This window comes from Cupriavidus lacunae, assembly GCF_003353055.1.
Lineage (GTDB): Bacteria > Pseudomonadota > Gammaproteobacteria > Burkholderiales > Burkholderiaceae > Cupriavidus > Cupriavidus lacunae.
The window spans coordinates 1-14,549 of sequence record NZ_QKWJ01000058.1 but is presented as its reverse complement, the minus strand read 5'-3'; the positions used below and the strand labels follow the sequence as shown (position 1 = coordinate 14,549).

Genomic DNA, 14,549 nt, shown 5'->3' with positions numbered 1-14,549 from the left:
GCGCCTGTGGAGGAGGAAAAAAGGCTCGGCATCTTGCGATGCCGAGCCTTTTGCATGGCAGACTCTTGAGAAAGCCGCGGTCCTTTGCATTGCATGCCGACCGCGTGCTCCCCTCTCCCGCTTGCGGGAGAGGGGAGCAAACCCTCAGCCTGGGGGCCCATCCCGCGGGAGAAGGGAGCAAACCCTCAGCTTGCCTGCCCATCCCCCAGCATCTGCGCCACCGACCCCGCCGTCCCCGCCGCCCGCTCACCGAGCAGCCGATGCAGCGTGCCCAGCAGCTCATCCTCGTTATAAGGCTTGCCCAGGTACACGTTCACCCCAATCTCCTCGGCATAGCGGCGGTGCTTGTCGGCCGTGCGCGAGGTGATCATCACCAGCGGCATATGCGCGGTGCGCGCGTCAGAGCGCACGTTGCGCGTGAGATCGAAGCCGTCCATGTGCGGCATCTCGATATCCACCAGCATCGCATCCGGCATCACGTCCTGCAGTTGCTTGAGCGCATCCACGCCGTCGCGCGCCAGCACCACCTGGTAGCCGGCGCGGCCCAGCAGGCGCTGGGTCGCCTTGCGCACGGTCAGCGAATCGTCCACAACCATCACGATCGGCTGCACGGCCAGGCCGCGCACGGGCTCGGTCGTGCCGTCGCTCGCCAGCTCCGCGACCGCGCCCATTTGCGCCGGCACGGCAGGTTGCGCCGAGGTCTGCGGCAGGGCCCGCGGCACCGGCTGGCCGCGCTCGCGCACGAAACGCTGCGCCAGCACCACCGGGTTGTAGATCAGCACGATCTCGCCGTCGCCCAGCGTGGTCGCGCCGGCAATGCCTTCCAGGCGCGCCAGGTGGGGCCCGATGTGCTTGACCACCACTTCGCGGTTGCCGACCACGTCGTCCACGTGCACCGCCACGCGCTCGGCGCCGCTGCGCACCACCACCACGGGCGAATACTTGCGTCCCGCCGTCACCGCGTTGCCCTCTTCCAGCAACGCGCCGAAATAGAAGAACGGCAGCTCGGCACCGGGCACCGTGAGGCGGCCGTGGTTGTACGCATCCAGCAGTGCCGGTGCGCGCAGTTGCTGGACCTGGTCGATCATGCCGCTGGGCACGGCATAGCGGCGCGCACCCAGCGAGATCACCAGCACCTGCGTGATCGCCGTGGTCAGCGGCAGGTGCAAGGTAAAGGTGGTGCCCTGCCCCGGCCGGGACGCCAGCGTGATGCGCCCGCCCAGCGCCACGGTCTCGGCGCGCACCACGTCCATGCCCACGCCGCGGCCGGCCAGTTCGGACACGGACTCCGCCGTGGAAAAGCCCGGCGTGAAGATCATCTCGGTCAGGCGCGCTTCGCTGGCGTCGTCGTCCGGCGCCAGCAGGCGGCGTTCGACCGCGCGCGCGTGGATGCGCGCCAGGTCCAGCCCGCCACCGTCATCGACGAAATGCAGCACCACCTCGTTGCCTTCCTGCTGCACCTCTAGCGTCAGCGCGCCGGTGGCGGCCTTGCCCGCGGCCCGGCGCTGCGCGGCGGCTTCGATGCCGTGCACGACCGCGTTGCGGATCAGGTGCTCGATCGGGCCGGCCATGCGGTCCAGCACCGAGCGGTCGATTTCCACCGTGCCACCCTTGATCAGCAGCCGCACTTCCTTGCCGGTCTCGGCCGCGGCCTGGCGCGCCACGCGATAGAGCCGCTCGGCCAGCGCGTCGAACTGCACCATGCGCGCCTGCATCAGTCCGCGCTGCAGCCCGCGCGTCAGCCGCGCCTGCGCGGCCAGGTCGCCGGCTGCGCGGTCGAAGCCGCGCTGCAGGTTCTGCTCGACGGTGGCCACGTCGTTGACCGACTCGGCCATCATCCGCGTGAGTTCCTGGAAGCGCGTAAAGCGGTCGAACTCGAGCGGATCGAACTCCTGCTTGTGCTGCGCGTCGGCAATGCGCGACGCCATCTGCGATTCGGCCTGGATCTCGATCTCGCGCAACTGGCCGCGCAAGCGCGCGACGTTGTCGTTCAGTTCGCCCAGGTAGGTGCGCATCGCCTCCAGCTCGCTGTCCAGGCGCGCCCGCGTGGCGCCGACTTCGCCGGCTTCATTGATCAGCGTGTCGAGCGCGCGCGCCTGCACGCGGACCAGCGCGCGCTGCGGCTCGGCCGGCGCGAGTGGTGCAGCTGGGGGCATGGGCACCATCACATCGGCGGGCCCCGGCGCGGCAGGCAGGTTCGGCGTCGATGCGACGGCCTCGGTCGCATCCGGCTGCGGCATGGCGGCGTCGGCTGCCTGCGGCGCCTCGGCATGCCTGTTGACCACATCGGGGTCGTCTGCCGGCAGCAGGCGCCCGGCCTGCAGCGCCTCGGCATGCGCCAGGATGCGGTCGTACCAGGCATAGAGCCGCTCGAACACCTTCGGCCCGACCGCCTGCTGTCCCTGCCCGCGCAGGCTGGCGTCGAGCAGCGCCTCCATCTCGTGCGCGGCCTGCCCCAGCGCCATCGCACCGGCCATGCGCGCACTGCCCTTGAGCGTATGCAGCGCGCGCAGCACCAGGCCGCCATGACGCGCTTCCTCGGGCGCGGCTTCCCAGCCGCGCAGCAGCTTGCCCAGCTCGGGCAGCGTGCCCTGCGCTTCTTCGAGGAAGATCTGGACCAGCGCGGGGTCTGGCGCGCTGTCGGCTTCTGCCGACGGCGCGGCGGATGCACGGTGTGAGGTCGGCAGCGCGATAACCACCGCATCCTGTGGCGTGCCTGGCGGCTGCGTGGCGGCTTCGGGCGCCGGCTGCGCGGCGGGCGTTTGCTCCGCGGCCGGCGGCACCTGGCCGAACAGCTGCGCGACCGAACCATCGGGCTCGGCCGGCGCCTGCGGCGCAGGCACCGCTACGCGCGGGCGCAACAGCGCGCGTTCGCCGAACTCGACCAGGCTGCGGCGCAGGCCGGCATCGGCTTGCGGCCAGATGCCGGCAGCAAACTGGTGCAGCATGCCGCGCAGGCGCTCGACCGCCTGCTCCAGCAGACGGAAATCGCCCGGATGCATCGCCACCGGGTGCGAACCAAGCTGCAGCAACAGGGCTTCCAGCGCTTCGGCGATCTCGCGCACCGGCTCCAGCCCGACGGTGGCCGCGCTGCCCTGCAGGGTGTGCGCGACACGCAGGCCCAGCTCGCTCGGGCATGGATGGCCTTCATGCCGCCATTCGGAGATATCGGTGGCGAACTGGCGCAACAGGCCATCGGCCTCCTGCAGGTAGACGTTGTACAGCGCCAGGCCGATACGCACCGACCCGATGACCTTGTAGTGATCATCCTCGTCCGACAGGCCGCCGGCCAGGCGGAAGGGGATCACGTTGTCGTCGGCCGCGTCGGCATCGACGTCGGTGTCCGTGCTGCTGACTGTGCTGCTGTCCACCGGCCCGGCAGGCGCTGCCTGATCCTGCGGTGCGTTGCCGCCATCCACTGCAGGCGACGCCGGCAGTTCGTCCACGGCCGGGGTAACGCCAGCATCGCGCACCGCTTCGGCGGCCGCCACCAGCGGCGCGATGTCGTGCCAGGCCGCCGCATCGCCGTGCAGCCGCGCCACCCATGCCGACAGCTCGGCATGCGCGCGGCGCAGCAGCGACAGCAGCGCCGGCACCGGTTCGCGCGCCTCGGCGATCCACAGGTTCATCACCTGCTCCACCGCCCAGGCCGCTTCGCCGTAGCGATGCAGGCCGACCATGCGGCTGGAGCCCTTGAGCGTATGGAAGGCGCGCCGCAGGCGGCTGAGCATGTCGGCATCGCGCAGCGCCTCGACGCCCGCGCCGAGGTCGCCGGCAATGCCGCCCAGCACCTCGTCGGCTTCATTCAGGAATATGTCGAGCAGTTCGGCATCGACGGCTGCGTGGTCGCCGGCTGCGGGCATGGCCGGCGCATCGGACGTGGCGCCGGCGGGAACGGGCGCCGGCTCGGGCAGGCCGGCGGCGAGCACCATCACCATGCGCGCGCCGGCGTCGTCGCTGCCAGCCAGCCAGGCGTTGCACTGCGTGGTTGCGTCGGCGGCCTGGCGGCGCAGCATGGCATCGTCGTCGATGGCAGCCTGGTCGGCCAGCGCGTGCAGCGCGGCACGCAGGCGCTGCACGGCCGGTGCATCGGAGACGGGGCCGGCGCGCAGCGCCTCGTCCGCGGCAGCGCTTGCCGCGGCCAGCGGATGCTGCGGCGCATGCGCATCCTCGGCGGCGCCGGCACCTGCGAGCGCGTCAGCGCGGCGCACGCGGCCAAATTCTAGGGCATCGGCAAAGGCATGAACCACGCCAAGCTCTGCCGCCACGGCACCCAGCAACTCGGCCCGCGCGCCGGCATCGGCAAGGTCGCCCGGATCGGCCAGCCGCGCGTTGACGGCCTGCACGGCGGCGCACGCCTGCGCGGCATCGCCGGCCAGCGTGGGCGGCAGTGCCGCCGACGGCTGCAGCTGCGCCAGCGTATCGCCCAGCGCGGCAAAGGCCTGGCACGCGTCGCGCAGGTGCCCGGCGCCATCGGCGCGCGCGGCATTGCGGTCATAGCTGTCCAGCCACGACTCGCCGCTGTCCAGTTGCGTGCGCAGCTGCGCCACGGCTTCGCTACGCAGCGCCTGCGCGCGCGCCTCGTCGACCATGCGCGCGAGCCACGCCGGCGCGGGCGCGGCGGGATCGGCCAGGCACGCGGCGAGCGCCTCGCACTGCGCGGCAAAGCGCGCCGCGGCCGGATGCGCGGATTGCCCGTGCACGCGCCACGGCAGCGCCAGCGCGCGCGCCAGGAACAGCGCGATGCCAGCGGCGCCAAGCGCATCGCCGGCATCAGATGCCCTGCCCTGCGCGGCGGCCTGCGCCAGGCAACGCTGCAGCGGGGGCTGCGCAAGCGGCTGCGCGGCCTCGGCCAGCGCGGCCAGTGCGATCTCCCAGCCGGCCTGGTCGGCGGCGGCGGCGCGCTCCAGCCCTGCGGCGGCCTGCTGCAGGTTACGCGTGTCGATCGGGTCGAGCCAGCCGTAGTAACGCAGCCGGAAATCGGCATGGACCTGCGCGTGCCCGGGGTCGAGGCGGAATGCCTCGAGCGTGCGGGCGATATCGGCGTGCAGCGCAACCATGTCACCATCGCCGCCGGCCCCGGCGTCGGCCAGCGCCGTGCAGACCAGCAGGAACACCGCATCGTTCAGCAGCGCCTGCGGCACGCGCACATGCCCTTGCTGGTACTGGCGCAGCAGCAGGTTGGCACGGCCGGCGAAGCGCTTGGCCAGCAGATCGGACGGCAGCAGGCCCAGGCCGAGCGCGCGGAACACCAGCCCCAGCACATGCCAGACGTCGCGGTCCGGATGATCGGCGGCGCGGCGCGGCTCGTGCTCATTGGCGCGCACGTCGTCCAGCGCCGCGCACAGCGGCAGCCAGGCTTCGCGCAGCAGTGCCGCGTCGGTGCAGGGCGTAGGCAGGCGCAAGGCCTTGAGCAAGGCCGATTCAAACTTCTGGCGCGCGCGCGTGACCGCTGCCGGGCCTCTTGCCGGCAGCAGCATGCCGGGCAGCATCTGCAGTTCATCGAGCCAAAGGTCGGCAGGATGCACGCGCTCTTCGCCCAGCTTCGCGAGCACGCCGGCATAGGGCTGGAACAGCCGCAGCGGCGCTTCGTCGTCGCCGGCCATCAGGTCGTCGACATATTCGGCCAGCGCCTGCACGCCGGCGCGGAATACCGCCAGCGCCTCGGGGCCTGCGGCAACGGTGCCGGCGTCGATGGCGTCGAGCAGGCGGCGCAGCGCCTGGCAATACGGATCGGTCCCGCGCAGGCCGACGATATGCACCGCGCCAGCGGCCTGGTGCAGGTGCTGGCCGGCCAGTCGCAGCGAGGTGGTATCGCGCGCGCCCAGCGCCTCGGGCGCCTGGCGCACTTCATCGACATAGTGGCCAAGCTCGGCGGCGGCATCTTCCAGCGCGCTGCGCAGGCTGGGCGCGAGCCACGCCAGGCCGGACAGGTCGCGCGCGGCGCCGCCTGTGTCGGGCAGAAGGTCTGCGCTGGCCGGCAGTGGCGCCGGCTCTGGATCGGACATGGCGAAAGGCTCAGCCGGAGCACCGGCTCCGGCGGCATCGCGCGGGACAGGGAAATTCAGGGACATGACGGCTTCCAGTGCGGCGCCGCAAAGGCGCCCGCAAGCAGCCCGCCGCAGCGGGCGGCGGGCGCGGAGTTGGCATAAAACGCGGGGCCGCGGTGCGCGGAAGCGGTCGCAGGCGTCATCCGGCCACTCAGGCGATCTTGAATCGCGACACGGAGTTACGCAGCTCTTCCGTCAGCAGCGTCAGCTGGCGCACCGACTGCGCGGTCTGGCGCGTGCCGCTGGTGGTCTGCTCGGTGACCTGCAGGATGCGTTCGATATGGCGGGCCACGGTGGTGGCCAGGTCGGCTTCGTGCGAGGTGGATTTCGAGATCTGCTCGATCAGCTCGGCCAACTGGCGCGACACGCGCCCGATCTCGACCAGTGCGGCACCGGCATTGTCCGACAGCCGCGCACCCTCCACCACGCCCTGCGTGCTGCGCTCCATGGCGTGCACGGCGTCCTGGGTATCGGTCTGGATGGTGCGGATCAGCGCGCCGATCTGCTTGGTGGCCTCGCCGGAGCGTTCAGCCAGCCGCTGCACTTCTTCCGCCACCACCGAGAAGCCGCGCCCGGCCTCGCCGGCCGATGCGGCCTGGATGGCGGCGTTCAGTGCCAGCACGTTGGTCTGCTCGGTAATGTCCGAGATCAGCTCGACGATTTCACCGACCTCCTGCGACGACTCGCCCAGGCGCTTGATGCGCTTGGAGGTTTCCTGGATCTGCTCGCGGATGTCGTTCATGCCGGTGATGGCGTTCTGCACCGCGTTCTGGCCCTGCTCGGCCGCAGCCAGCGAGGCGCGCGCCACGTTGGCGGACTCGGCCGCGCCGCGCGACACCTGCGTGATGCGGTCGGCCATCTCCACCACCGATTCGCCGGTCTGGCGGATCTGGCGCGACTGCTCCTCGGTGGTCGACACCAGCTGGGTCGAGGTGGACTGCACCTGCCCCGACGCCTGCGTCACCTCGCCGGCGGTCTGCTGCACCCGGCCGACCAGCTCGCGCAGTTCTTCCACGGTGTAGTTGACCGAGTCGGCAATGGCGCCGGTGATGTCCTCGGTCACCGTGGCCTGGCGCGTCAGGTCGCCGTCGGCGATGTCCTGCAGTTCGTTCATCAGCTGCAGAATGGCCTTCTGGGTATTGTCGTTGTTGCGCTTTTCATCCAGGCGGCGGGACTCGGCCTCGCGCTCGCGCGCCTCGGCTTCCAGCGCGCGCATGCGTGAATCGCGCAGGTACAGCGCCGCCAGCCCCACCAGGCACAGCAGCGTCATGGCCGCCGACACCACGGTCGCGCCCAGCGTCACGGGGCGCACGCGCGCCGACTGCGCATAGGCGCGCTGCAGCGTGGACAGTTCACCACGCAGCGCCTCGTTGTCGTTGAAGATCTGCTGCTGCGCGCGCTTGGTGGCGATCAGGCCGGGCAGGTTCTGCAGGATGGTCTGCGTGGTCTTCTGCACGGCCTCGAAGCGCTGCGACAGCTGCTGCAGGTAGCCGCGCGTCTCTTCGTCGGTGGCCGCCGACAGGCGCAGCGCCTCGCTGCCGTTGAGCAGGCCGTCCAGCGTTTCGCGGAAGGTGTTGGTGTCCTTGCCCAGCAGGAACGCGGTCTCGGGGTTGACGCCTTCGCCGGCCAGGAACTCGTTCAGGTTCTTGCCCAGGCGCTGCGTCAGCATCACCAGCTGCGCGGATGCCGCCACCTCGCGCGCATTGGCGCCGGACTGCAGCTTGATTGCGGCCACCTGTTCGGCGGACTCCAGCAGCTCGGGGTTGGAGGCGTTGAAAATCTGCAGCGTCTGGCCGATGGTGGTCAGCACCGGCTGCTGCACCAGCACGTCGGCGGCGCTTTTCTCGGAGCGCTTCCACGACTGCATCGCGGTCTCGAGCAAGGGCCCGGCCGCGCCGGTGGTGGCGCGCACGCGCTTGTCGTCGCTGCCTTCCTGCAGCGCCTTCAGGTCACTCGCCAGCGCGTCCTTGGACTGGCGCAACTGCGTAAAGGCCTGCGCATTGCCCAGCAGTGCCACCGGCACCGCCTTGCCCAGGCGCTGCGAGTGCATCAGCATGTCGCCGGCGATCTCGATCTGCGCGGCGGCGTTGTTGGCGATGCGGTTATCCAGGTACACCGAGCCGAGCAGCGCCACCAGCGACACCACCACGCCCACCGTCAGCACCCGCTGCTGCGACGAGAACGGCATGCGCCCGAGCCAGCGGGTGACATGGTCCAACGGCGTCTCGCCCAGCCCTCCGGCGGACGGGGGCGCGGGTTCCGGGCTGCCGGCATAGGCCATGCCCGGCCCGCTCACCACGCCGGTGGCGGCGTCGGCTGCCGGCGTGCGCCGGCCCAGGCTGAATTTCTTGAAACCCATGGCACCCTCTTCCGTTTGTTCGTTGTCATGCCCGGCGGCTCGTGCCGGGTGCGGCAGGCGGCGGCCTGCGCGTCGTTATTGTTTCTTGTTCGTGTAACGCGGCGGCACGCGTCAGGCAGTGGCCCGTCCCACCTGCAGGAAGGCCGGTGCGTCCAGCAGCGCGCGCACGTCCAGCACCTGCCAGTCGCGCCCCTCGCGGTCGGCAAAGCGCTGCCCTTCCCATGCCGGGGTATCGGCTGTATCGGCCGCATCAGCCGACGGTGCCGCGGCATCGCCGTGCGGCAGGCCCAGGTCAGCCGCATGGCGCAAGCCGGCTACGCGCGTGGCCAGGATCGCGCAGGCGCGCTCCACTTCGCGCGACAGCACCACGATCTTGCTGCCGGGCTGCAGCGGCGTTGGCGCGCCGCCGCAGAACAGGCTGAAATCGATCACGCCCAGCAGGCTGCCGCGCGCATTGACCAGCCCGCTGTACCACGGCTGCGTCAGCGGCACCGGGCTGGGCTGGCGCATGTCGAGCACCTCGCCGGTATCGGCCAGCGGCAGTAGCCAGTTGCGCGCGCCGACCTGCAGCGCCAGGTAGCTGTCGGCCGCGGGCAGGCTGCGCGCCTCGCGCAGGCGCCGGGCCAGCATGGCCTGGTAGTCCTGCAGGCGGGTCTGGCGGGCGCGGAGGTCTTGGCGTGGCGCATTCATCTGGCGGTCCCCGGAACAGGTGGCGGTGGCTTCCCGTACGGCCTGCGCTGGCGGCTCAGTGCGTCAGCGCGGCGATCTTGCCCAGCAGCTCTTCGCCGTCGACGGGCTTGACGATGTAGTCCGACGCGCCCTGGCGCATGCCCCAGATGCGGTCGGTGTCCAGGCCCTTGCTGGTGCACATGATCACGGGGATGTCCTTGAAGCGGTCGTCGCGCTTGATCGCGCGGGTGGCCTGGTAGCCGTTCTGGCCGGGCATCACCACGTCCATCAGGATCAGGTCGAAGTTCTCGACCTGCAGGCGCGCGAAGGCCTGTTCGCTGTTGCTGGCAACCGAGACCTTGAAGCCGCGCTTGCCGAGCAGGTCGGACATGAACAGGGCTTCGGTCGGGGAGTCGTCGACGATCAGGATCTTGTTAATGGCGGTCATGAAGTTTTCCTTCGATTCGTACCGGGCGTGCCCGTCAGGCGGGCAGCGCATCGCCCGCGGGCTGGCACGGCAGGCAGGCCTGCACGGCCTGCAGCAGCGCGTCGCGGGTAAAAGGCTTGGCAAGATGGTCGTGCGCGCCGACCAGGCGGCCGCGCGAGCGGTCGAACACGCCGTCGCGCGAGGACAGCATGATCACGGGGATGGCGTGGAAGCGCGGGCTCTTCTTGATCAGGGAGCAGGTCTGGTAACCGTCCAGCCGGGGCATCAGGATGTCGCAGAAGACCAGGTCCGGGTGCAGTTCGCCGACCTTGGCCAGCGCCTCGAATCCGTCTTCGGCCAGCATCACCTGGTATCCCGCCTGCGACAGGAAGATCTCCGCGGTGCGGCGGATGGTGCTGGAATCATCGATGACCAGCACCTTGCGGCGCGGCTGCGCCATGGTGTCTGGCGTGGTGTCTGGCGCAGTGCCTGGAATAGGAACGCCAGGCACCATACCCTGGACGCCGGCGGTATTGACCCGCTGATTTTCTTCTGTCTGAGCGACCCGCATGTTGTTCCCGCGACCGGCTGCCCCTTGCGCAGCGCCGGCAAGCACCAGAGAACACCCGTGCGAAGCAACGCGACCCATGCGCGCCCCGACGGACCCCTTAAAAATTCTTATTCCCTTCCAAGGCCGGGCTGTGCCCGGCAGCGGCGATGCGTGGTACCCGCATCTGCCCGCCGTCCTCCCCACCAAAGGCGGATGGACGGCCAGTCATTTTGCAACAGAGTGTGACAAGACGCCGGTGGGCCGTCAATCCGGTCCGGCCAACCCCTGCCCGTGTTCTGTCGCATTGGCGCGACGCGCGCGCCCACCGTGTCGGTATTCTTCTAACAGGAGATCCGCCTCAGATGGCGACCATCTCAAAATCTTCCTTGCGCGCGCCGCATTCCGGGCAGGTCCAGTTGATGGGCACGTCCTCCCACCGGGTCCCCGGGGCGATGCCGTCTTCCGGCGCGCCTGCGGCTTCGTCGTAGATCCAGCCGCAGATCAGGCACATCCAAGTCTTGTATTCCATAACAGGCTCTGGCCACTCTCCATTAAAATCCAGCGCAGATGGTACCGAAACCGTGCCGCCGGCGCCAGCCAGCGACCGCCAGAATCGTGCCAGTTCCGCCGTGTTCGCGCATGTTAGCGCCCTGTTAGCACCTGATTGGCGGGCAATTGCAGCGAATTTTTGCTGTTTTTGCCGCATGTCAACGATAAGTCCCGGGCCCGCCGCACACGATCCCTGCAGTCCTTGTCCGCTGAATCATTGAAATGGAAGGTGAAAGACATGTCATGCGGGATGCAGCGCTAGGCGCAAAGCGCAGCAATAGCACTGCTATTGCGAGCATTTGCAACGACGCGATGCGCCCGCATGACATGGCAGGCACCGACCAATTTCAGTGATTCAGTGGACTTCCTCACCTCAACGCCATGTCCCGTAATCAGCAGCTCTTCGACCGCGCCCAGCAGACCATTCCCGGGGGCGTCAATTCGCCCGTGCGCGCCTTCCGTTCGGTGGGCGGCACGCCGCGCTTCATCACGCGTGCCGAAGGCGCCTATATGTGGGATGCCGACGGCCAGCGCTATATCGACTACATCGGCTCGTGGGGACCGATGATCGTCGGCCACGCCCATCCGGAAGTGGTGCGGGCGGTACAGGAAACCGCCGCGCACAGCTTCTCGTTCGGCGCCCCGACCGAGGCCGAGATCACCATGGCCGAGGAAATCTGCAAGCTGGTGCCGTCGATCGAACAGGTGCGCCTGGTCTCTTCCGGCACCGAAGCCACCATGAGCGCGCTGCGCCTGGCGCGCGGCTTCACCGGCCGCGACCTGATCATCAAGTTCGAAGGCTGCTACCACGGCCACGCCGACAGCCTGCTGGTCAAGGCCGGCTCGGGCCTGCTGACTTTTGCCGACACCACCCGGAACGCGCCCTCCTCGGCCGGCGTGCCGGCCGACGTGACGCGCCACACCATGGTGCTGGAGTACAACAACGTCGAGCAGCTGGAACAGGCCTTTGCCAAGCATGCCGGCGAGATCGCCGCGGTGATCGTCGAGCCGGTGGCCGGCAACATGAACCTGGTGCGCGCCAGCGACGCCTTCCTGCAGGCCATGCGCGAACTGTGCACCCGCGACGGCGCAGTGCTGATCTTCGACGAGGTCATGACCGGCTTCCGCGTGGCACTGGGCGGCGCCCAGGCGCACTACGGCATCAAACCGGACATGACCTGCCTGGGCAAGGTCATCGGCGGCGGCATGCCGGCGGCGGCCTTCGGCGGGCGCCGCGACATCATGGCCAAGCTGGCGCCGCTGGGCGGCGTCTACCAGGCCGGCACGCTGTCAGGCAACCCGCTGGCGGTGGCAGCGGGCCTGACCACGCTCAAGCTGATCCAGGCACCCGGTTTTTACGACCGCCTGGCCACGCAGACGCGCAAGCTGGCCGACGGCCTGGCCGAAGCCGCCAGGGCCGCCGGCGTGCCGTTCGCGGCGGATGCGATCGGCGGCATGTTCGGCATCTACTTCCGCGACGGCGTGCCGGGCAGCTTCGCCGAAGTGACCACGAGCGACACCGCGCGCTTCAACCGCTTCTTCCACGCCATGCTCGACCACGGCGTCTACCTGGCGCCTTCGGCCTTCGAGGCCGGCTTTGTCTCGGCGCAGCACGACGACGCCATCCTTGCGGCCACGCTCGACGCCGCGCGCAAGGCATTCGCCATGAACTGAGGCACCTTGCGGCAGGCGGCGCCCGGCGCGCCGCCTGCACGCATTGTGGGAAGGACGGTGCGCTACACTTGGGATTCGTCCAACCGCCGGAGTCTCCGATGCGCGCATCTTCGTCCCCTTCCTTGTCCGGCAGCTCGCCGATGTCAGTCTTGCGCTGGCTGCTGCTGGCGGTCATGGCCAGCCTGCTGTCCGCCTGCGGCTACAACGACTTCCAGGCCAAGGACGAGGCGGTCAAGGCAGCCTGGGGCGAAGTCATCAACCAGTACCAGCGCCGCGCCGACCTGATCCCCAACCTGGTCAACACGGTCAAGGGCTATGCCACGCACGAGCGCGAGACGCTCGAGGCCGTGACCAAGGCGCGCGCCGCCGCCACCAGCATCCAGGTCTCGCCCGAGACCCTGAACGACCCGGAAGCCTTCAAGCGCTTCCAGCAAGCCCAGGGCGAGCTGTCCGGCGCGCTGTCGCGCCTGCTGGCCGTGTCCGAGAACTACCCGCAACTGAAGGCCGATGCCTCCTTCCGCGACCTGCAGTCGCAGCTCGAGGGCACCGAGAACCGCATCACCGTGGCCCGCCAGCGCTATATCGCCGCGGTGCAGCAATACAACATCCTGGCGCGCAGCTTCCCGACCAACCTGACGGCGATGATCTTCAAGTACCCGGTCAAGCCGTCGTTCGCGGTCGAAAACGAGAAAGCCATCTCCACGCCGCCCGCGGTCAAGTTCTGAGGCGGACCAAGCCATGGGCCACACCCTGCGCTCACCCTGGCGGCACGCCTGGCTGGCCGCCGCCATCCTATGGCTGGCGGCTCTGCTGTGCGGCCCGGCGCTGGCGGCCGACGGCTTCGTCGCGGTGCCGCCGCTCACCCAGCGCGTCACCGACCTGACCGGCACGCTGACGCCGCAGCAGCGCAGCGCGCTCGAGAACGTGCTGGCGGAATACGAGCAGCAGCGCGGCAGCCAGATCTTCGTGCTGATGGTGCCCACCACCGATCCCGAGCCGATCGATGCCTACAGCATCCGCGTGGCCGACGCCTGGCGCGCCGGGCGCAAGGGCATCGACGACGGCGTGATCGTGCTGATCGCCAAGGACAACCCGCCCGGGCTGCGCAAGATGCGGCTGGAGGTCGGGCGCGGCGTGCAGGGGTCGCTGACCGATGCCATGTCCAAGCGCATCCTGCAGGACGTGATGGCCCCCCACTTCCGCCAGAACGACTTCTACGGCGGCCTGGCCGCGGGCGTCTCCGCGATCCAGGCCACCATCGACAAGGAAGGCCTGGCGGCACCGCAGCGCAAGGCGCAGCAATCGTCCGCGCTGGCCGACTGGCTGCCGGTGCTGTTCCCGCTGGCGATCATCCTGTTCTTCTTCATGGGCGCGATCCTGCGGCCGCGCGGGCCGCAGATCGTCACTACCCCGCGCGGGCGCGACGTGATCGCCGGCGGGCTGGGCGGGCTGGGCGGGCTGGGCGGACTGGGCGGCTACGGCATGGGGCAGGACTGGGGCCGCCGCAGCGGCGGCTGGGGTGGCGGCGGAGGATTTGGCGGGGGCGGAGGCGGCGGTGACAGCGGCGGCGGCTTCGGTGGCGGAGGCGGAGGCGGCTTCGACGGCGGCGGCGCCTCGGGCAACTGGTGACAGCACAAGGAACGACGACGATGCCAAATCTCCGACGCGCCCTGCAACATATCGCCACCACCGCCGGCGCGGCCCGCAAGCGCTTTCCGGCCGAAGCGCAGCAGCAACTGCACGAGGCCGTGCATGCCGGCGAGGCCCACCACCGCGGCGAGATCCGCGTGGTGATCGAGGCCAGCCTGCCGGTCGGCCACGCCTGGGCCGGGGTGACGCCACGCGAGCGCGCCCGCTTCCTGTTCGGCGCGCTCGAGGTCTGGAACACCATGGACCATACCGGCGTGCTGCTCTATATCAACCTGGCCGACCATGCCGTCGAACTGCTGGCCGACCGCGGCATCAACGCCAGCGTTGGGCCCGCGATCTGGCGCGAGCTGTGCGACGAACTGGCGCAGGGGCTGAAGCAGGATCTGTCGGTACGGCCGGTGCTGGCGACGGTGGCGCGCATCAACGCGCTGCTGACCACGCATTTCCCGTCGGACGGCAGGCCTAACCCGAACGAGCTGGACGATCGGCCGGTCTTTCTCTAGACAAAATGTATTGACCTGCCGCACCTCAAGCGACGTGGATTAGGCTTGAGGTGTGTTGAACCAGCGGCCCAGAGCCACAATTGAGGGGGCAGGTCATGAACAAGTTTAGCAAGTACGT

At 69.7% G+C, this 14,549-nt stretch carries 10 protein-coding genes; 4 read left to right on the top strand and 6 right to left on the bottom strand.

Annotation, left to right across the window (positions count from 1 at the left end; translation table 11 throughout):
- Positions 1-185 precede the first annotated feature (185 nt).
- From DN412_RS30370 to DN412_RS30345, 6 genes are all read right to left on the bottom strand, one after another.
- On the bottom strand, positions 186-6,074 hold the full coding sequence (locus DN412_RS30370; RefSeq protein WP_115214956.1) for a hybrid sensor histidine kinase/response regulator: 5,889 nt from the start codon (positions 6,072-6,074) through the stop codon (positions 186-188).
- A 127-nt stretch (positions 6,075-6,201) separates the two neighbouring features.
- Positions 6,202-8,409 carry a methyl-accepting chemotaxis protein gene (locus DN412_RS30365; RefSeq protein WP_115214955.1) on the bottom strand — a complete coding sequence of 736 codons (2,208 nt, stop codon included), beginning with the start codon at positions 8,407-8,409 and terminating at the stop codon, positions 6,202-6,204.
- A 111-nt stretch (positions 8,410-8,520) separates the two neighbouring features.
- Positions 8,521-9,099, bottom strand: coding sequence for a chemotaxis protein CheW (locus tag DN412_RS30360; protein ID WP_115214954.1), 579 nt, complete (start codon positions 9,097-9,099; stop codon positions 8,521-8,523).
- Between the two features lie 55 nt (positions 9,100-9,154).
- The gene (locus DN412_RS30355) at positions 9,155-9,526 is read right to left on the bottom strand and encodes a response regulator (RefSeq protein WP_115214953.1); all 372 of its coding nucleotides are present in this window, start codon (positions 9,524-9,526) and stop codon (positions 9,155-9,157) included.
- Between the two features lie 34 nt (positions 9,527-9,560).
- Entirely contained in the window at positions 9,561-10,076 is a 516-nt protein-coding gene (locus DN412_RS30350; RefSeq protein WP_115214952.1) for a response regulator, read from the bottom strand.
- 337 nt (positions 10,077-10,413) lie between these two features.
- Positions 10,414-10,584, bottom strand: coding sequence for a rubredoxin (locus DN412_RS30345; protein WP_010813017.1), 171 nt, complete (start codon positions 10,582-10,584; stop codon positions 10,414-10,416).
- 401 nt (positions 10,585-10,985) lie between these two features.
- Here DN412_RS30345 and hemL point away from each other — a divergent pair, with 401 nt between their 5' ends.
- The 4 genes from hemL (at position 10,986) to DN412_RS30325 (ending at position 14,431) form a co-directional block, all read left to right on the top strand.
- The gene (hemL, locus tag DN412_RS30340) at positions 10,986-12,278 is read left to right on the top strand and encodes a glutamate-1-semialdehyde 2,1-aminomutase (protein ID WP_115214951.1); all 1,293 of its coding nucleotides are present in this window, start codon (positions 10,986-10,988) and stop codon (positions 12,276-12,278) included.
- Positions 12,279-12,376: 98 nt separating this feature from the next.
- Entirely contained in the window at positions 12,377-13,003 is a 627-nt protein-coding gene (locus tag DN412_RS30335; protein WP_078195494.1) for a LemA family protein, read from the top strand.
- Between the two features lie 13 nt (positions 13,004-13,016).
- Positions 13,017-13,907, top strand: a complete 891-nt coding sequence (locus DN412_RS30330) for a TPM domain-containing protein (RefSeq protein ID WP_115214950.1) — start codon at positions 13,017-13,019, stop codon at positions 13,905-13,907.
- 20 nt (positions 13,908-13,927) lie between these two features.
- A complete protein-coding gene (locus DN412_RS30325; RefSeq protein WP_115214949.1) occupies positions 13,928-14,431 on the top strand; it encodes a TPM domain-containing protein in 504 nt (167 codons plus the stop codon).
- Positions 14,432-14,549: the final 118 nt, after the last annotated feature.